13 protein-coding genes are annotated in these 19,845 nt (G+C 37.5%); 11 read left to right on the top strand and 2 right to left on the bottom strand.

The genetic code is table 11. The features are described 5' to 3' along the window. The first annotated feature begins 126 nt into the window (after positions 1 to 126). The 8 genes from ZA05_RS10490 to ZA05_RS10455 all read left to right on the top strand — a co-directional run bounded on the left by ZA05_RS10490 (position 127) and on the right by ZA05_RS10455 (position 14,265). Positions 127 to 1,659 carry a hypothetical protein gene (locus ZA05_RS10490; RefSeq protein ID WP_197276081.1) on the top strand — a complete coding sequence of 511 codons (1,533 nt, stop codon included), beginning with the start codon at positions 127 to 129 and terminating at the stop codon, positions 1,657 to 1,659. 26 nt (positions 1,660 to 1,685) lie between these two features. Further along, a complete protein-coding gene (locus tag ZA05_RS10485) occupies positions 1,686 to 3,059 on the top strand; it encodes a glycoside hydrolase family 27 protein (protein ID WP_231632480.1) in 1,374 nt (457 codons plus the stop codon). A 17-nt stretch (positions 3,060 to 3,076) separates the two neighbouring features. Beyond that, positions 3,077 to 5,230, top strand: a complete 2,154-nt coding sequence (locus tag ZA05_RS10480) for a family 43 glycosylhydrolase (protein ID WP_053991669.1) — start codon at positions 3,077 to 3,079, stop codon at positions 5,228 to 5,230. Between the two features lie 6 nt (positions 5,231 to 5,236). Beyond that, a complete protein-coding gene (locus ZA05_RS10475; RefSeq protein ID WP_231632479.1) occupies positions 5,237 to 6,256 on the top strand; it encodes a glycoside hydrolase family 43 protein in 1,020 nt (339 codons plus the stop codon). Next, positions 6,253 to 8,733, top strand: coding sequence for a sugar-binding domain-containing protein (locus ZA05_RS10470; RefSeq protein ID WP_231632478.1), 2,481 nt, complete (start codon positions 6,253 to 6,255; stop codon positions 8,731 to 8,733). Before ZA05_RS10475 ends, ZA05_RS10470 begins: the two co-directional genes overlap by 4 nt. Positions 8,734 to 8,822: 89 nt before the next feature. After that, positions 8,823 to 11,918: a glycoside hydrolase family 2 TIM barrel-domain containing protein gene (locus tag ZA05_RS10465; protein WP_053991636.1), complete on the top strand. Its 3,096-nt coding sequence runs from the start codon at positions 8,823 to 8,825 to the stop codon at positions 11,916 to 11,918. Between the two features lie 271 nt (positions 11,919 to 12,189). Further along, positions 12,190 to 13,524: a site-specific integrase gene (locus ZA05_RS10460; protein WP_053991635.1), complete on the top strand. Its 1,335-nt coding sequence runs from the start codon at positions 12,190 to 12,192 to the stop codon at positions 13,522 to 13,524. A 3-nt stretch (positions 13,525 to 13,527) separates the two neighbouring features. Beyond that, positions 13,528 to 14,265 carry a hypothetical protein gene (locus ZA05_RS10455; RefSeq protein ID WP_053991634.1) on the top strand — a complete coding sequence of 246 codons (738 nt, stop codon included), beginning with the start codon at positions 13,528 to 13,530 and terminating at the stop codon, positions 14,263 to 14,265. A gap of 639 nt (positions 14,266 to 14,904) precedes the next feature. Here the strand turns inward: ZA05_RS10455 and ZA05_RS10450 are convergent. Together ZA05_RS10450 and ZA05_RS10445 are read right to left on the bottom strand one after the other, a co-directional pair. Continuing rightward, positions 14,905 to 15,807, bottom strand: coding sequence for a type II CAAX prenyl endopeptidase Rce1 family protein (locus ZA05_RS10450; protein WP_053991633.1), 903 nt, complete (start codon positions 15,805 to 15,807; stop codon positions 14,905 to 14,907). Between the two features lie 13 nt (positions 15,808 to 15,820). Continuing rightward, positions 15,821 to 16,579, bottom strand: a complete 759-nt coding sequence (locus ZA05_RS10445) for a hypothetical protein (RefSeq protein WP_053991632.1) — start codon at positions 16,577 to 16,579, stop codon at positions 15,821 to 15,823. A gap of 59 nt (positions 16,580 to 16,638) precedes the next feature. On the opposite strand from ZA05_RS10445, the gene ZA05_RS10440 reads away from it, so the two are divergent. From ZA05_RS10440 to ZA05_RS10430, 3 genes are all read left to right on the top strand, one after another. Continuing rightward, entirely contained in the window at positions 16,639 to 17,304 is a 666-nt protein-coding gene (locus ZA05_RS10440; RefSeq protein ID WP_197276080.1) for a LytTR family DNA-binding domain-containing protein, read from the top strand. 228 nt (positions 17,305 to 17,532) lie between these two features. Further along, on the top strand, positions 17,533 to 17,709 hold the full coding sequence (locus ZA05_RS10435) for a hypothetical protein (protein ID WP_157514666.1): 177 nt from the start codon (positions 17,533 to 17,535) through the stop codon (positions 17,707 to 17,709). Between the two features lie 93 nt (positions 17,710 to 17,802). Continuing rightward, complete coding sequence (locus tag ZA05_RS10430; protein WP_053991629.1) at positions 17,803 to 19,827, top strand: tetratricopeptide repeat protein; 2,025 nt, start codon at positions 17,803 to 17,805, stop codon at positions 19,825 to 19,827. Positions 19,828 to 19,845: the final 18 nt, after the last annotated feature.

Here is a 19,845-nt window from a genome sequence, read left to right as displayed (position 1 = left end):
TAAGTTGTTGTTGAACAGGAGATGTATAATTGTTAGAAATAGAAATTTTTGAATAACAAAAAAAATGCGCTTACTGAATAATATCTGGTTTGCGCATTTTTTTCAAATTTTAGAACCGTTTTCAAAATGAAAATGAATTACAAGGCTATTGTTGGGAAGCTATTTTCATCCCGTTTAAATAGTTATAAGAGGGTTTATTTGGCAATCCTTGTTTTGGGGTCTTTGAATCCGAAGGTCAATGGGCAGTCAGTTATTATGACAACCAGTACCGAAAATCAAACTTGGAACCAATCCAAGTTGAAATTGGAACGAAACCCCTTGGTGGAGCCTTTGCTCTCGGTGGATAAAACAGATAGTATCACAACTTTTAAAGCATGGGGAACTTGTTTTAACGAACGAGGGTGGGATGCATTGAATTTGTTGACAGAACAAAAACAGAAAACCATTTTGAGCCAATTGTTTGGTCCAAATGATGATTTGCAATTTACCATGGGGCGCTTTTCCATGAATGCCAATGACTATGCCAGGGATTGGTATAGCTGTGATGAGGTGAGTGGAGATTTTCAACTGCAGTATTTCAATATAGATAGGGATAAAACAACTTTGATTCCGTTTATCAAGGCTGCTCAAGAATTCAATCCAGACCTTACATTTTGGATATCTCCTTGGTCACCGCCTTCATGGATGAAAATTAACCATTACTATTCGGTGGTGAGCAATTCAGAATTTAATGAATTGGATCCCAAATTGGACGCATTGCTTTTTGAAGGTCAGGAAACTACCTATGATAACCTGTTTCCAAAGAAATTGGCCGTCAACGATTATTTCATTCAGGATCCAAGGTACCTAAGCACCTACGCCAATTACTTCTGCAAATTTATTTCGGCTTATCAGGGAGAAGGTATTCCAATTAATATGGTCATGTTTCAAAATGAGGCTTGGAGTTACACGCCTTATCCCGGATGTGCTTGGACCCCCGAGGGAATCATTCGCTTTAATACAGAATACTTGGCTCCTGCACTTAAAGAGCAACATCCAGAGATTGAGATTTATTTGGGAACTATTAATACAAACCATTTTGAGGTAATTGATGAGGTGCTTTCAGACCCTCGTATGCCAGAAACTATTAAAGGTTTGGGCTTTCAATGGGAAGGTGGGCAAATAATGCCGAAGCTTAGAGAGAAATACCCAAATTATAAATATGTACAGACAGAAAGTGAATGTGGTTGGGGATCTTTCGATTGGGGGGCTGCTGAACACACCTTTAATTTAATCAATCATTATTTGGGAAATGGATGTGAAGAATACACCTTTTGGAATGCCATTTTAGCCGATGATGGGGTTAGTGGTTGGGGATGGAAGCAAAATGCCTTGATTCGTGTAGATTCAAACACCAGAACGGCTACCTACACACCAGAATATTATGCCGTAAAACATTATTCCCATTATGTAACTCCGGGAAGTAAAATCATTTCGGCTAAAGAAGGTAAGGAGGATAAGTTACCAATAATGATTATTGAAACTCCAGAGCAAGATAAAGTTGTTTTTGCAGGGAACTTTAATGATGAAAGCAAGGAAGTTACTGTAAAAATAGGAAAGCGTTTTTTGAACACGGTATTAGCACCACATTCCTTAAATACTTTTCAGGTAACGAAATAAGATAAAAATATAAAAACTAAAAAGTAGTGAAAAAGAATTATATCATCATATCATTATTGTTTTTGGGGATGATGTTGTCCTGTTCAAAAGAAAACAAGAAAACAGAATTTACCAAGGGGGAATTCAAGATGTGGTCACAAACCCCTCCTATGGGATGGAATAGCTGGGACTGTTATGGGCCAACTGTGGAAGAGCATGAAGTGATAGCCAATGCCGATTATATGGCAGAAAACCTTAAAGATTATGGTTGGGAATATATCGTGGTTGATATCCGTTGGTTTGTGGAAAATGATAAAGCAGGCGGTTACAATCAAACAGATCCAAGATATGTAATTGATGAGTATGGAAGATATCAACCTGCCGAGAACCGATTTCCTTCGGCAAAGGATGGAAAAGGCTTTAAGGATTTAGCAGAATATGTCCATAATAAAGGTTTGAAGTTTGGAATCCATATTATGCGAGGGATTCCAAAAGTAGCTGTAGAGCAAAAGTTGCCAATACTTGGCACAAACGGAATTACTGCAGATCAAATTTATTCTACAGAATTGCAATGTCAATGGTTAAGGGATAATTACACCATTTTGGCAGATAAACCCGGGGCGCAGGAATATTATAATTCCATTTTTGATATGTATGCAGAATGGGGTGTTGATTTTGTGAAGGTAGATGACTTATCGCGTCCATATCATGATGGGGAAATAGAACTTATAAGAAACGCCATAGACCAATGTGGACGCCCCATGGTATTAAGCACATCTCCGGGAGAAACACCTGTAGAGGCTGCTCAACATGTTCAAAACCATGCTAACATGTGGCGTATGGTGGATGATGTTTGGGATACTTGGGGGCATCTTACCCATTTAATGGAGGTAGCTCAAAAGTGGTACCCCTATATAGGGAATGGTACTTGGCCAGATTGTGATATGATACCCCTTGGAAGGATTTCCATTAGAGGAGAACGAGGCGAAGATCGCATGACGCGGCTTAGCAAAGAGGAACAATATTCTCTAATGACCCTGTTTTCTATCTTTAAATCGCCCTTAATGTTTGGTGGTGATTTGCCAAGTAATGACGAGTTCACCTTATCACTATTAACCAATAAAGAGGTGCTGAAAATGCATCGTGAGAGTGTAGATGTAAAAGAGGTTTTTCAGCAAGATGGTACAGTAGCTATTACTTCAAAGAACCCTAAAACGGGAGAGGCTTATTTGGCGCTTTTTAATATCTCTGATGACGAAAACCCAAGGGAACTTAAGGTTGGTTTGGAAGATTTGGGGTTGGTAGATGAATGTGTAGTAACAAATATGTGGACAGGTGAGAATCTTGGAAGTTTCAAAGGCGAATTCAGTCAAAATTTAAAGGCTCATGCCTGTGGGTTGTTCAGTATTAAAAGTAATTAATGATGATTTTAAATGTTATGAAAAGTAAACTTAGCTTTTGGAGATTCATGTCATTGATTTTCTTGGCCAGCGTTTTAGCTTGTAATGAGAAGGCTCCTGAAAATGAAGCTTACCTATTCACCTATTTCACAGGAAATGGTCCGGGAGAAGAGGCCATTCGCTATGCGGTGAGCTTGGATGGATATCATTATCGTGCCTTAAACAATAACGAACCTATTGTAGATTCCAAAAAAATCAGTTCTACAGGTGGTGTTCGGGATCCACACATTTTAAGGGGTGAAGATGGCAAAACCTTTTATATGGTGGTAACCGATTTGTATGTGCCAGAAATGGGGTGGAACAATTATGCTTTGATTTTAATGAAATCAACAGACTTGATTCATTGGGAAAGTTCCATTATTAACATCCCTGAGACATATCCAACTGAATTTGGAAATGTAGATCGCGTATGGGCACCTCAAACGATTTATGACGAAACCAATGGAAAATACATGGTGTATTTCTCCATGAAGGAGAAAGGAAATCATCTAGACATCATTTATTATGCCTATGCCAATCAAGATTTTTCAGGTTTTGAATCGGCTCCAAAACAATTGCTTTTTAACCCAGATGGGAATGCTTGTATCGACGGTGATATCATAAAAAAGGATAATAAATTCTATCTGTTCCATAAGTCGGAAAGCGGTGCCCCTGGTATTAAATTGGCAGTTTCCGATAAGCTAACAGAGGGGTATTCCTATCCAAACATGGATCGTGTAGATAAAGAGACTGACAGGGTAGAAGGTTCTGGAGTTTTTAAGCTTAATGATTCCGATGAATGGATCTTGATGTATGATGTATATGGTTCGGGAAGGTATCAATTTACCAAAAGCAAAGACCTGGAGCATTTTGAGGTGATTGATGAAGATATCACTATGAACTTCCATCCTCGTCATGGTACCGTGATGCCTATTACTATGCATGAGTATCACAGTTTGATAAAAAAAATGGGGAGACAAGATGATCCTTTGATAGATCTGACTTCATCTGACTTAAAACCTCTAAATGTGGATATAAATGGTAAAAAAGCGAGCATTCATTTGCCTGTGAAAAGAGGTGTTAATCTTACTGCTTTTGATCCAGGATTTAAAATGTGGCCAGGATTTTCGGTAAGTCCACAAGGTCCTCAGGATTTTTCAAATGGAGCTGTAGATTATAACATTTCCATTGAGGGGCATGATGATATAACGTATAAAGTGACGGCTTCAGAAGATCATAACCCTGTGTTGGAAGGCTATTATGCCGATCCAGATGTGCTGTATTCAGAAAAAACTGGAAAATATTATATCTATCCAACAACCGATGGGTTTGATGGATGGTCGGGTTGGTATTTCAAAACCTTTTCCTCAGATAATTTGGTGGATTGGAAAGATGAGGGAACCATTCTGGATTTAAAGGAAGATGTGAGCTGGGCGGACCGTAATGCATGGGCACCTTGTATTGTTGAAAAGAAAATAGATGGTGAATACAAATATTTCTACTACTTCACGGCAGCACAAAAAATAGGTGTGGCGGTTGCAGATAATCCTACCGGTCCTTTTGTAGATAGCGGAAAACCATTGATTGATTTCAAGCCAGAGGGTGTGGAGCACGGGCAGGAAATAGATCCTGATGTATTTACAGATCCAAAAACTGGAAAGAGCTATTTGTATTGGGGCAATGGCTATATGGCAGGAGTGGAATTGAATGAGGATATGGTGTCCATTAAAAAAGAGACGCATAAAACCTTTAAAGTCGATAATACTTATAGAGAAGGAACATATGTCATCTATCGAAATGGCACCTATTATTTTATGTGGTCTGAAGATGATACCCGTAGCCCTAATTACAAAGTTCGCTACGGCATAAGTGACTCACCTTTAGGTGAACTTCAAATTCCTGAAAATAACATTGTGATTCAGCGCGATGCTGAAACCAACATTTTTGCGACTGGACATAATTCGGCCATTCAAATTCCAGGAAAAGATGAATGGTACTTGGTGTATCACCGTTTTACCTACCCAAAAGGAGTGGCTATGGGAGGAAAAGGAGGCTTTCATCGTGAAGTATGTATCGACAAAATGGTGTTTGATGAGGACGGACATATTGTTGAAGTGAAGCCAACGTTTAATGGAATTGATCCTATTAATTAATTTGAAATGAACAAGCCTACTGAAATAAGTTTTTATAAAAGCCAATTAGTTATTTTGGTGATGGTATTCTCTGTTTTTAAAAGTTTTGGTCAAGGAACAGAGAGGACTACCCGCCATGATATCCCATTGGATAGTATTCGTTTAAGTGACCCTGCTATTCTAGCCGATCAAAAAGCTCAAACCTATTACATGACTGGAACAGGGGGGGAGTTATGGAAGAGTAAAGATCTGAACATTTGGTCGGGGCCTTATGACCTAGCCGAAACAGATCCGGAGTCTTGGATGGGGCCAAACCCCATGATTTGGGCAGCTGAGTTGCATGAATATAAAAACAAATATTACTACTTCGCCACGTTTACAAACAGAGAAGTGAAGATTGATACTTTTCGGAATAATGTTATTGAACGTCGGGCTTGCCATGTTTTAGTAAGCGACAAACCTGATGGTCCATACAAACCTATGAAGGATGATGTTTACTTGCCAGCCAATATGCCAACTTTGGATGGAACGCTTTGGGTTGATAATGGGAAGCCATATCTAGTGTATTGCCATGAATGGCTTCAGAATTGGGATGGAACCATTGAAAAAAAACAATTGAAATCTGATTTAAGCGGAACCAAAGGGAAGGCTAAAATCTTATTTAAGGCGAGTGATAGTCCTTGGAGTAAAGAGCTCGATGAGAAAGGGAATCTAGTGCCTAATAAAGTAACGGATGGCCCTTGGTTGTTTAGAACACAAACAGGGAAATTAGGCATGTTATGGACTAGTTGGGTTTTTGGTGACTATACCCAAGGAGTGGCCTATTCCGAAAGTGGAACTCTAGATGGCCCATGGGTGCAGGAACCTAAACCAATTACGCCTCCAAACTATGGACACGGTATGTTGTTCAGAACTTTTGAAGGAAAGTTGCTAATGTCTGTACACAGTCACTGGGTAGATAAAGACGGACAATACGTTCGGATTCCTCGCTTGTTTGAAGTAGATGATTCAGGAGATAAGCTAATTGTAGTAAAACCTTTTAAATGAAACGAGAAATGATAGATGAAAGAGTCAATGTAATTGGAAAGAGGTTCCAAGCATTCAAAAATATAATGGTCCTATTAATGGTCTTTTGTCAAGCTGCAGTCATGGTGGCTCAAGTGTCTTTTGGGCAATCGGAAAAATTAAAAGAGGGCTGGAAATTTACTTTAAAGGATGCTACTGAAAATGCCATAAATGATTTTGATGATAGTCATTGGCAAACGATATCTGTACCGCACGACTGGAGTGTAAACGGACAGTTAAGTCCAACGTTGGCCAGTGCAACGGGGTATTTGCCTGGTGGTGTGGGATGGTACAGAAAGCATTTGGAAATTCCATTAGATAAAAAAGGCGAAAAAGTCTATCTATATTTTGAAGGGGTTTATAATCGTAGTGAAGTATTTATAAATGGCCACTCATTGGGGAAACGTCCTAATGGTTATGTGTCTTTTATGTACGATGCCACACCTTTTATTAAATATGGGGGAGATAATGTTATTGCCGTTAGGGTTGATCACAGTCAATCTGCCGATTCCCGCTGGTACACGGGGTCTGGGATTTACAGGGATGCCTGGTTGGTATATGCCAATCCAGTTCATGTTGCACAATGGGGGGTGTATGCCTATCCTGAAAAATTAAATTCAGGCTATCGTTTAAATGTCGAAGTAGACTTGGAAAATGGATTGGGAACATCTCAAAGTTTGATAGTAGAAAATCAACTATTCGATTCTAAGAATAATCTAGTAGCGAAAAGTACTGGAAAATTAAAGGTCCTGCCAAATCAAACCGAAAAGCTTACAACTTCCTTAAAGGTAAAGCGGCCAAATCTTTGGTCGGTAGATACCCCAAATTTATATACCTTAAAAACTATTGTTTACAGTAATGGAAAGGTGGTCGATGAGAGTCTTACAAAAACAGGCTTTCGCGATTTTACCTTTGATTCCAATAAAGGATTTGCTCTAAATGGGAACTGGATGAAGGTGAAAGGTGTTTGTTTACATCATGATGGAGGTGTGCTTGGGGCTGCAGTCCCTAGGGCGGTTTGGAAACGAAGATTGTTGACCCTAAAGGAAATAGGTGTCAATGCCATTAGAACCAGTCATAACCCACAGGCCCCAGACCTGTATAACTTATGTGATGAGTTGGGACTTTTGGTCTTAAACGAAGCATTTGATGAATGGGAATTCCCTAAACGTAAATGGTTAAAGGGGTGGAATAAAGGAGAGCCAGGTTTTCAAGGTTCCTATGATTTTTTCAAGGAATGGGGAGAGCGGGATTTGGCAGATATGGTGAAGCGCGATCGTAATCATGTGTCTGTTTTTGCTTGGAGTATTGGCAACGAGGTAGATTATCCTAACGATCCTTACTCGCACCCTGTTTTGGATGGCGGAAGGGATACAGGTTTTACCCAGCCTATTTTTGGAGGTTATAAAAAGGACGCGCCAGATGCCAAGCGTTTAGGAGCCATAGCCCAACAATTGGTAAAGGTTGTAAAAGAATATGATCCTTCAAGACCAACCACAGCCGGTTTGGCCGGTGTAGCCATGTCCAATCAAACAGAATATCCTTTTGCTTTGGATATTGCAGGGTATAATTATACCGAAAGCTTATATGACCATGACCATGCCGAATACCCAAACAGAGTTTTGTATGGTAGTGAAAACCGTCATGATTTTTTGGCTTGGAAGGAAGTTACTTCAAGGGATTTTGTGTTTGGGCAATTTTTGTGGACGGGAATTGATTATTTAGGGGAATCTGGCGCTTGGCCTTCCCGAGGGTTTTATTCTGGTCTTTTGGATTTTGGAGGTTTCATCAAGCCAAGAGGTTATTTTAGACAGTCGTTGTGGTCTGATAGACCAATGGCTTATTTGGGCACTTATCCTTCTCCAGGGAATAGAGAAAGAAGCCCATCCATGGATGCCTGGTCTGAATGGAATTATGAAGAGGGCCAAATGATACGTGTGGTTTGCTATACCAATGCTGCTCAGGCAGAACTTCATTTGAATGGCAAAATCGTAGGAGAAAGAAAAACATACAACAACGAGACGGGTATTATATTTTGGGATGTTCCTTTTCAAAAAGGAACCCTTGAAGTATTAGGATTGGATAACAATGGAAATCAAGTAAGCCAGTATAGAGTTCAGTCTTCTAGTCGACCTGATGCTATCAAGTTAATTTCTGGTGAAGGAAACTATAAAAAGGGAGAGCTTGCCCAATTGGTAGTGCAGGTAGTGGATAAAAATGGAATTCCTGTAATGTTATCAGACGAGGAACTTACATGTCAAATTACTGGAGATGCTAAGTTGTTAGGACTTGAAGCCAGTAATAATTCCGATATGTCTGATTATACCGATAATAAACATAGGGTTTACCACGGAAGATTGATAGCTTATGTGCAGTTGGGAAATACCAACGGCGATGTAGTAGTGAAATTTTCTTCACCGTGGCTACAATCCGGAGAGGCTAGAATTAGTGTCCAATAAATAAAAGACCGTTTTTTGTAAAACGGTCTTCAAAGCGGAAATAGAATAGAAATAAAGAATTCAATTAATACAGTTATTATACTCAAACTATGACAAGAAAACATTTTATATGGGGTTTATTCTGTTTTGTGCAGTTCGCATTTGCACAGCAGCAAAACGAATGGGAAAACCCTAATGTGATAGACCGAAACAAGGAAGAGGGGAGAGCACATTTTGTGGTTACTGATGCGAAAGATTCCAATAGTTCTTCCTATGTGAAAAGTTTAAATGGGAATTGGAAATTCAATGTGGTTAAAAACCCAGAGCAACGGCCTATTGATTTTTTCGAACCTAATTTAAATGATACTGATTGGGGGGCTATTGAAGTGCCTTCCAATTGGGAATTACAAGGGTATGACATTCCTATTTATACCAATGTTGCTTATCCGTTTCCAAAGAATCCGCCTTTTATTGATGGCGATTACAATCCCGTAGGATCCTACCGAAAGACCTTTACCATTCCAAAGGATTGGAAGGGGAAAGAGATCATGTTGAATTTTGAATCTATTTCGGGGTATGCAAGAATTTACTTGAACGGAGAGGAAGTTGGGATGACCAAAGCTTCAAAAACTTCAGCAGAGTTTAATATTACTCCGTATGTAAAGTCTGGAGATAATTTGCTGGCGGTGCAAGTAATTCGTTGGCATGATGGTAGCTATTTGGAAGATCAGGACTTTTGGCGTTTGAGTGGTATTGAACGAGATGTGTATTTACAGGCATTACCGGAAGTGACGGTTTGGGACTACTTTATCAAGGCAGGTTTAAATGACACTTACACTGATGGGATTTTGGATGCTGAATTAGATTTTAGGGCTTTTGGTGATAAAAAAATAAAGAAGGGAGAGGTCTCCTTCATTTTGATTGACCAAGAAGGACAAGAAGTTTTCAGGCAGACAGAAAACCTAAAGGGTGCTAACAAGGAAATCCACTTTAAAACGGTTTTAAAAGATGTGCATCTGTGGAGTGACGAAACTCCTTATTTGTATAAGTATGATATAGTTTGGAAGCTTGGGAAGAAAGAAGAATATCGTATTTCTGGTAAAACAGGTTTTAGAAGTGTGGAGATAAAAAATGCTCAGCTTTTGGTTAACGGAAATGCCATTACAGTTCATGGAGTCAACCTTCACGAGCACCACGGAACAAAGGGGCATACACCAGATGAAGCTACCATGAGACAGGATTTGGAATTGATGAAGCAACACAATGTCAATGCTATTAGAATGAGCCACTATCCTCATGATACCAGACTTTACGAGTTGTGCGATGAATATGGTTTATACGTAGTTGACGAAGCCAATATTGAAACCCATGGTATGGGGGCCACCTTACAGGGGTATTTTGATAAATCGGTGCATCCCGCTTATTTGCCAGAATGGGCTCCAGCTCATTTGGATAGAATAAAAAGAATGGCCGAGCGTGATAAAAATTATCCGAGTATCATTTTATGGTCATTGGGGAATGAATGTGGCAATGGCCCAGTGTTCCATGAGGGCTATAAGTGGTTGAAGGCATTTGATGATACCCGTTTTGTTCAGTTTGAACAGGCAGGGGAAGAAGACAACACAGATATTGTTTGCCCAATGTATCCGGGGATAGGTTATATGAAATCCTATGCCGCGGATACAACTAAAAAACGTCCATTTATTATGTGTGAGTACAGTCACGCAATGGGGAACAGCAATGGAAATTTCCAAGAGTATTTTGATATTATAGACAATAGTCCGCACATGCAAGGCGGCTTCATTTGGGATTGGGTTGACCAAGGTTTGAAAGCGGAAGAAAACGGACAGGAATATTGGGCTTATGGAGGAGATTTGGGAGGTAAAAATCTTCAGAATGATGAAAATTTCTGTGCTAATGGTTTGGTGTCGGCTGATAGGGTTGTGCATCCAGCCATTTATGAGGTGAAAAAAGTATACCAGCCCATCAAATTTGGTTTTCAGAATGGAAAAGTCACAATCTCAAATGGTTATTTCTACACCAACCTGGATCAATTTGATTTTAAGTGGGAAGTATTGAGAAATGGAGACATTGTAAAGACAGGGACTTTTAAAATAGATGGTAAGCCCCAAGGTAAATTCAACCAAGAAATTCAATTGCCACAGGTAGACAATGTTGCAGAATATTTTCTGAATGTTTATGCTTTAACGAGTAAGGCTTCTAGTTTGGTGCCTTCTAATTTTGAATTGGCAAGAGAGCAATTTCAGTTAGGTGCTAATGATTTCTTTGCGAACCTATCTCAAAAAAATGCACCCAAAAAGGAATTGACTTATGCCAAAAATGGGGATGTATTGACTTTTGAAACGGGAGCAGTAGAAGGTGCTTTTGATCTTAAAAAAGGAACCTTGACTTCCTATCGCGAAAAAGGAGAAAAAGAAGTAATGCTAGCTTTTCCTGAACCTTATTTTTGGAGAGCTCCAACAGATAACGATTTTGGAAATGATATGCCTGAGCATTTGGGAGTCTGGAAGGAAGCGCATAAAATGTCTAAAGTGCTGTCTGTTGAAGTTGGAAAGCAAAACGAATTAGGATTGCCAATAACAGCAACCTATGAATTAGCGGGTGTTGTGGTGCCCTACGTTGTTGCATATGTGATTTTGAATAGTGGAGATATCCAGGTATGGGCTTCCATCGATATGAACGGTAAAGAACTTCCTGAATTACCAAGATTTGGAATGCGTATGCAGCTTCCTGAAGAGTACTCCCAATTGGAGTATTATGGCCGCGGACCATGGGAAAACTATTCCGATAGAAAAACTGCGACATTTTTAGGGAAATACAAAAGTACGCCGGAGGATGAGTTTGTGTGGGAATATATTCGTCCTCAAGAAAATGGATATAAAACTGATGTACGCTGGTTAACATTGGCTAATACCAATGGTGTGGGATTGAAAATTCAAGGGATGCAGCCACTTGGATTTAGTGCTCTGCCAGTGTCTACAGAGTCCTTGGATCCAGGGAAAACCAAAGCGCAGCGTCACACCACGGATGTTCATTTTGAGGACAAGGTATATCTACACGTTGACCTAAACCAAAGAGGAGTTGGAGGCGACAATAGTTGGGGAGCCTTACCTCATGATGTATATAGATTGCTAGGTAAAACATATAGTTATTCTTTTGTGATTTCTTTGAAAACAGAGAAATAAAATAAGAAGAATTAAATGTGGTAAGGGAGGATGAAATTTGTATATTCGAGTATTAAATTTTGTTTAACAAACAACTTCAAACTATATATAAATATGCATAAGATTATGCATATGTTTTTGGAAAATGTAGTTTTTTAAACTGTTGAAAATCAATGGTTGTTAAAATGAGGGTTGGACTCATAACCCGAAGGTCACTGGTTCGAGTCCAGTTCCCGCTACTAATAAAAAGTCAAGTATAATCAACGGTTTGGTGTCCCCAAACCGTTTTTTTATGTTCAAAATTTCAGATATCTTGCGCGGTGAATACGAAAGTGAATACGCTAACGCATACGATTTGTCAAACCAAAAACAATTTTCCAAGCCCAAAATATACACAGCAAATGGCGATCTGAGCAAGCGCTGGTATGTATACTTTTCCTTTAGAGACCCCAAGAACAATAAACTCACCAGGCAGTCTCCAATTTACGCTAGTGCCAACCGTTACAAGACCAAGGAGGAGCGAATGGCAATCCTCACGGTTTATAGCCAGACGTTGCACAAACTTCTCAAACGGGGCTACGATCCGTATGCAGATAATGTGGATCTGTTCAAAAAGGAGCAGAATAAAAAAGCCAAAAAAAAGATAACTTCTGTTGAAGGGGAAGTATCTGAGCAACCATTAAAATTGGATTTGGGGCATCCCGCTATAAAAGAAGAGGATAAAGGGAAGACTTTGACAGAGGCTTTTGACTTTGATATGTCCATAAAACAACGATCATTGCGTGAGAGCAGTATGCGTTCCTATAAAAGCCATATAAAAGTGTTTAGGGAATGGCTCGAAAAATCGCATAAGGAAATCACCCATGTCCAACAGGTGGATAGGCCAGTGGTCATGGAGTTTTTGAAACATATCATGGATAACAGTTCCCCAAGGAACAGGAACAATTACAGGGCAAGTTTGAGCAGTATGTTCCAAACTTTGGAAGATAATGATATTGTTAGCTCCAACTTTGTAAAGAAGATTGTTGTATTAAAGAGCAGTCCCAAACGGAACAAGACCTATACCAAAGGGGAGCAACAGGAAATTTTTGAGTATTTGGAAAAGAACGACCCCATGCTGTTGCTGTTCATCAAGTTTGTATCCTATAATTTTATCCGTCCCATTGAGGTATGTCGCCTAAAAGTTGGGGATATAGATATAGAGCACAAAACCGTTACATTCAGGGCGAAGAACAGTCCATTGAAAACCAAACTGATTCCAGAAATACTTTTGGAGGAACTTCCCGATATGAGCAAAATGAAGAAAGGGGACTTTTTGTTTACTCCTGAAGGCTTGGGCGGAAAATGGGAACTGAGCGATGACAATAAGCGAAACTACTTTTCCAAGCGCTTTAAAAAGGTTGTGAAGGATGAATTTGGACTCGATGAGGATTACGGTCTCTATAGTTTCAGGCATACCTTTATAACGAAGCTTTACAGGGAAATGATTAAAGATTCGTCCCCTCACTCTGTGAAGAGCAAATTGATGCTCATTACGGGGCATACTTCTATGGAAGCCTTGGAGAAATATTTGAGGGACATTGATGCAGAATTGCCAGAAGATTATTCAGAGTTGTTAAAAGCCTAGGGAATGGAAATGAATTTAGACGATTTACAAATGGAGATTATGGGCAACCTGTTTGCTGCAGGGGTGTATTACTTTCCAAGACTTTTGTTGGAAATGAGCGAAGCAGAGGCGCAAAGGGATTTCTCCATGTTTGGCAATAGGGTATTGCTCATTGAGGAAAATGGGAGCAATTATTTTGTGGAGCCAGGTGAGATCCATTTGAAGGTGATGCACAAGCAAAGGTTGCTTGACAAAAATCTGTTGAAACTTTTGGGGCTTTGCGATGACCAGAAAAGGAGGGATGTGGATTTTCTGTTGGAACGGTATAAAACCTATGTAGAGGGCGTTTCGATGCTTTACAATTGGTTTGCGGAAAATATGGAAGTAGAAGTGAAGGGAATCTCCAAAGACCAAAAGCGTGCTTTCATATCCCAACGGGACACTTTGGCCCGACATAAAGAGGAGGTGGAGCAGCGCTTCTTTGATAAACCTGCGCAGATTGAGAAAAGGGATAAAACGGAACAGGATCAAAAAGAGGTCTTGAACAAAACAATAGCCGAACTAAAGAAGATGATAGCCCCAAATGCAGATATTTCATTGCCCGCCTTGGAACTGTATGAACAAGAGTCTACAGAGCCAAAATTGGATGAAAGGAAGCAACATCTTCAGAATTTAAAGGACAGGGCGAAACAGGAAGCTGAACACCTCCTACTGACACAGGTTTTTAATCTTAAATTGAAACCTATTGAAGTCCAAGAATAGGTGTTTTTGGTAGGCTGAAAATTGTAATACAATTTGTAAGACAATTGTAAGGCAAATGTCTTACAAATTTAATTTTTGGTTTTTGAACTGTTGATTTGACCACATTTGTGGTCTAAAACAGCCTATTTTCAGGTTTTTTTGGTGTGCGTGGTTGTAAAAAGCAGTGGAAAGCGTTATTGTTTGTGTGTTATTATTTGTAATACAAATATTAGTTTTTTGGCTTTTATGTTTCGTAGAGAAGTGTACTGATTGTTTAATTTTTAGTCAAGCTTGGTGTGTCTTTTCAGGTTAATAGGGTACCACTTAACTTTATTCCAAACTGGTAGACATTTTGCTGAAGTTTTATAAACAATAAAGGACCATTCAGAAATTTGTTTGGATGATCCTTTACTGTTATTAATTCTACTAGGGTGTTTACTTTTTCCGATTATTTTTTATCCTTCTGTAGATTAGATTAATCAACAAAGGGAATATGAAACAAAATATTGACATAAAAAGAGAGAATTCTGTACTCTTCTTAAGAAGAAGATACAATATCAAGAACATAATTATTGCACTTGCTAAATAAGAATAAATAGTTACTTTGATTGGAATCTTACCCATCATAATTTATTTTTTTATTAATTGTTAGTTTGAGCCTTATTTTTTTTCTAATAATTCGGCCTTAAGCAAACAAGATATTACCTCCTTTGAATCTAGTTTAGTTCCATCGCCTTTTTTAATATTTATATCATACACAGCAAAGGGAACCTTAATAAATACACTGCTATTTAAAGAATCAGTAAAAACTCCATATTTAAAAAATGAATTCAAAGTAGTATTATTTGCGTTAACACCAGATTCACTCCAATCAACACTTGACCTTGTATTTTCAAGCAAAGGTACTTGTCTCCATTCCATCTTTACATTATCAACGACTAATTCCTTAGGTGCTGTATCAATAAATTGTAGGCTAAAAACAACTGTAGCTGCTATAATCCCATTGTATAACATATGTGCCCCAATAGACAGAAGGAGTCCATAATTAAGCATAACCCAGGAAAAAAATAACCCCAATGACAAATGAAGAGATAAAGTAAATACTATTGTATATAATTTGAAATCGCTGAAATTATAATGCATAGTTGCAAACAATAAAGACGTTGCCAGTACATTAAAAGTAATCTTTTTTTCTAAATCCCAATTTACTTTTGCGGTTGCTATCAATACAATACAGCAGGCTAGAACAGCAAATAGTGATACAATATAAAAAGGATAACTCCCAAATCCCATTGCAAATGTTACAGGCACTATCAATATTAAGGATAATATTCTCGGTGTTTTTTTAGTTCCCAATATTCCCCTAAAAGTGATTTCTTCATATATGGGGGCAATACAAATTGAGCTTAGCAAAAACACATAAATGCTAATGTTGTCAAAGTTAGCTCTACTAGTATTCAAAAAAAGGCTATCCCCAAAAAAGATGTAGCCTATTACAAATAGGCAACCCAACAGGGTCGCCCATTTTAAAATCCAATTAAATTTTGTTCTTTTTAAAAACATTCTTTAGAATAAATTAATTTGGTTGAGCACAATTTACACTACAACTGTCCCCAAACCAACCTGATTCTATTGTAGTACTCGGAAACCCTCCTGCGTCAACACATGCGCTTATAGCTGCTTGACAATCATTTTCTTCAAAATAGGCTGTTAATACAGTTACTGCTCCCGCAACTAAAACACCTACACAGGGAGGGCACCATTGCACGGTATAGCCTGGGTTATATTGAACTCCTGGAAAAGTAATACCGTTGGAATCTATAATATCGAATTGACTTCCCGTCTCAGTCGGTCTTATATTCTCAACTCTGTAATATTGATTACTATTATTTGGATTTGAAATAGTATAGGTGCCATCCCCATGGTCTCTAACATCATAGGTTTGTTGAAATGTACTTAAAACTTTGGAATGTAACTTCCCTTTAAAATTAACATCATAACCGTCATCTACGATATTTACTGAATAGTCTCCAAAATCAACAGTCTCAACACCTCTTGCAAAGGATTGATTATTTTGTTCTAATTGTTGCTCTTCAGTATTAATATCATTATCACTGCAAGCAAAAGCTAATAAACCAAAAAAGGTCAGAAATATTTTTTTCATTTTTTGTTTAAATATTATAAGTTTTTTTAACAATAGGAGGCCAACCCGCAAAACTATTAATAGTAAAGACAAAAGTAATTCTTCGTAATGATACTCAATTAAGGATTTCCCTTGAAATTTTAAAGGGAAATCCTTAACCCTCTTAAATTGACATAGGATATATTTCGGCACGGATATTTTTTATGAAATCGTATTGCATTTTAGAAAAGGATGGTGTTGTTGTAAAAGAGTTGGAAGGTGTTATTAGTACTATTCCAGGTCTTTGTGCATTGGGGGTTAGGTCTGACCTAGATAGTGGCTTTAATTTAATACTAAGTAAAAAGCCAGGCTTGGTTTTTATAAATCTTGATAATTTCTCTGATAATCCCTTTCTACTCGTTAATGAACTTCACCAGTATTTAAACGAAATTCCAAAGGTAATTGGGCTTTCAAAAGGAAAGCATTTGGCCTATGAGGCCATTAAGCATGGCTTTATAGATTATTTGATCTTGCCCTTGAGGGAGTTGGATGTTAGGAAGGCTGCACTAAAATATCTTAAACAATTTTCCATGGATAAAGGTCATTCTATTTGTTTGAAATCATATAATGACTATCAGTTTTTAAATACAAGCGATATTCTTTTTCTAAAGGCTGATAACAATACTACAGACTTCTATATGAAGAATGGGGAAGAGATTACCGCTTTTAAAACGTTAAAAACATTCCATAAATCATTACCCAAAAACTTTTTAAGGGTTCATAAAAGTTATATCATAAATCAAGATTTTATTTCGCGAATCAACTTTGGCAAGCAAAGATGTTATTTAAAACATTGTATTGAAGGCATTCCTTTTTCAAAGAGTTATGCTGAAGACTTGAAACTCCTCAATCATCAGTTTGAACAAAAAGCGATATAGTGAAAACTAGGTGTTTCACCATCTAAACTTAAGCGTTCACTCATAGAATTGGCATATTCACTATGCTAAGGGCAAATTGCTCGCAAAATGACATATACGCCACTACTTTTGTCGCCGAAAGAAGCTTCTTCATAAGGATTAATGGGCAGCAAACCCCATTGTTCAGCGTCCAATTTAGGCCAGAATTGGACCCCAAATTATTTGACAATAACCTTAAAATTTCAAAAAATGAAGAATGCTAAATATTTTTTTATAGCCATTTTATTGGCGACTATAACTTTTTCTTGTACTGAACAATCGATTCATGATGATGATCAAACCACACTTGAGCTCTATGCAACTGGAGAGGGGGAAGATGGTACTGGTAAAAATGGAGATTCGGAACCAGTACCTACCATTCCTTAAAATATAGAATTTTTATTCACAATTAAAAAAAAAGCCATTAGTAGTATATATTAATGGCTTTTTTTAATTTCAGCGCAATAATCGCTTCTAAAATTGAAAACAAACATTAGAGTCATTTTAGTACTTTGTTCAATAGTCATACTTACTTGCGCTAAAGAAAAGGGTATAGAAGGAAAAGGAGATCAAATTATTCGTAATGATATTTTGAGTCTTTTCAGTACTTATAAAGCTTCCAAACAGGATAAGGAGCAAAAGCTTGAGCTACTTAATTTAGCCTTTGAAAAAACTAAACAATTGGAGGATGATCTTACCAAGGAATATTACTTTAGAAAACTCTCATACTTCTCACGGAATGAAAATGACTCTTTATTGTTTTATTCAGTCAATAAGGAGGCTGTAAATTTAGCGGAAAAGTTGAAAGATACGGGAAGCCTTGCTTGGGTTCACCTATCAAAAGGTTTGTATTTTGATGATCGGGAAATTTATGATTCTGCTTACTACCATTATTATCAGGCAAAAAAAACGTATAAGCAATTAAATGATAATTTTAACGCTGGATCTATGTTGTATAATATGGCCTATATCCAAGGACGATTAAAGGATTATGCTGGCGCGGAAAACAATTTGTTTCAATCTTTAAATTTAGTTAAAAACAATTCTGATCCATTGCCAGAATTTAGATGCTACAATCTTCTGGGAATAATTTATGAGAATATTGGTGAATATGAACTGGCAGAAGAATATTTAAAAAAAGCCCTTAAAGTATTGGATAATTTGTCTCCAGATGAAGTAATAAATCTCAAAAAAGGAGTATTCAATAATTTTGGAAGTACTTATTTAAAGTCGAAAGATTACCAAAAAGCTCTGCAGTATTTTAATAAATCATTAGAATATTTAGATGATCATGACCTACGGTCATATGCAAGATTGATTGACAATGTTGCGTATACAAGACTTTTGGCAAAAGATACTGTAAATGTTTTTGATGATTTGACAAGAGCTTTATCAATAAGAGATAGTTTGAAAATTAGGTCTGGCATTATTTTAAGCAAGTTACATTTGGGGGAATATTATGCATTAAAAAAAGATACTTTAACAGCTTTTCGATTGGCAGAAGAAGCTTATCTATTGGCAGACGAAATTAAAAATAACAGAGATTTACTTGACGCACTTAAGCAGCTGTCCCAATATAACCCTGCAAGTGCCAATGTATATATGTCGAAATATTTGAAATTAGATAATGAAATTGAGCTTAATGGTAGGAGGTTGCAAAATAAAATTAGCCGTATCCAGTTTGAAACTGATGAATATATTGCAGAAGCGAACACTTTATCTTCTCAACGAACTTTCATAATAGTTGGTAGTACACTTTTATTGTTGTTGCTTTCGGCGTTGTATTACATTCAACTCCAGGATTCAAAGTATAAAAACCTGAAACTAAAATCGAAAAACCTGGAGGCCGAAGAAGAAATATATAAGCTTATGCTGGATCAACACACCAAAATGGAAGAAGGGCGTTTAAATGAACGTGAGAGAATTTCAAGGGAGTTACATGATGGCATATTGGGGAAACTGTATGGAGCCCGTTTAAGCTTAGGATTTCTAGATATAGAAGGGCAAAAGGATACACTCAAAAAATATGATCATTTAATTGGGGAATTACATCAAATAGAGAAGGAGATAAGGGTTGTTTCCCATGAATTGAAAAATGATCTATTTAGTTCAGAAAACAATTTTAGGGCACTAATAGAATCGCTTATAGAGAAGCAAAGTGCAATTGGAAAGTATAGCTATGAATTACAATATGGCCAAAACATTAATTTGGATGAATTGAGCTATGCTACAAAATTTAATTGTTATAGAATTTTGCAGGAAGTGTTATTGAATATAAATAAGCATGCAAATGCAAATCATGTTAATATTATGTTTAATTTGCTTAATGTTAGCAGCTTAAGTGTTGTTGTTGAAGATGATGGCGTAGGTTTTGAGGTTGGAATGAATCCTAAAGGAATAGGGCTGCAAAATATTTCTCAAAGGGTGAGCCAACAGGGAGGTGAATTGATGATTGAATCAAAAGTCAATCAAGGAACTAGAATTGAAATTCATTTACCTAGATAGATGTATTATTATTATTAT

Source organism: Mangrovimonas sp. TPBH4 (assembly GCF_001280505.1).
Lineage (GTDB): Bacteria > Bacteroidota > Bacteroidia > Flavobacteriales > Flavobacteriaceae > Mangrovimonas_A.
Note: the sequence above shows the minus strand (reverse complement) of the source record. Positions and strands in the feature narration are given on the sequence as shown.

Bases quoted from the DNA above. Each gene is read 5' to 3' on its own strand.
- ZA05_RS10460 (WP_053991635.1), top strand. From the start codon at position 12,190: ATGTTCAAAATTTCAGATATCTTGCGCGGTGAATACGAAAGTGAATAC.
- ZA05_RS10450 (WP_053991633.1), bottom strand. From the start codon at position 15,807: ATGTTTTTAAAAAGAACAAAATTTAATTGGATTTTAAAATGGGCGACC.
- ZA05_RS10465 (WP_053991636.1), top strand. From the start codon at position 8,823: ATGACAAGAAAACATTTTATATGGGGTTTATTCTGTTTTGTGCAGTTC.
- ZA05_RS10480 (WP_053991669.1), top strand. From the start codon at position 3,077: ATGAAAAGTAAACTTAGCTTTTGGAGATTCATGTCATTGATTTTCTTG.
- ZA05_RS10455 (WP_053991634.1), top strand. From the start codon at position 13,528: ATGGAAATGAATTTAGACGATTTACAAATGGAGATTATGGGCAACCTG.
- ZA05_RS10490 (WP_197276081.1), top strand. From the start codon at position 127: ATGAAAATGAATTACAAGGCTATTGTTGGGAAGCTATTTTCATCCCGT.
- ZA05_RS10470 (WP_231632478.1), top strand. From the start codon at position 6,253: ATGAAACGAGAAATGATAGATGAAAGAGTCAATGTAATTGGAAAGAGG.
- ZA05_RS10435 (WP_157514666.1), top strand. From the start codon at position 17,533: ATGAAGAATGCTAAATATTTTTTTATAGCCATTTTATTGGCGACTATA.
- ZA05_RS10475 (WP_231632479.1), top strand. From the start codon at position 5,237: ATGAACAAGCCTACTGAAATAAGTTTTTATAAAAGCCAATTAGTTATT.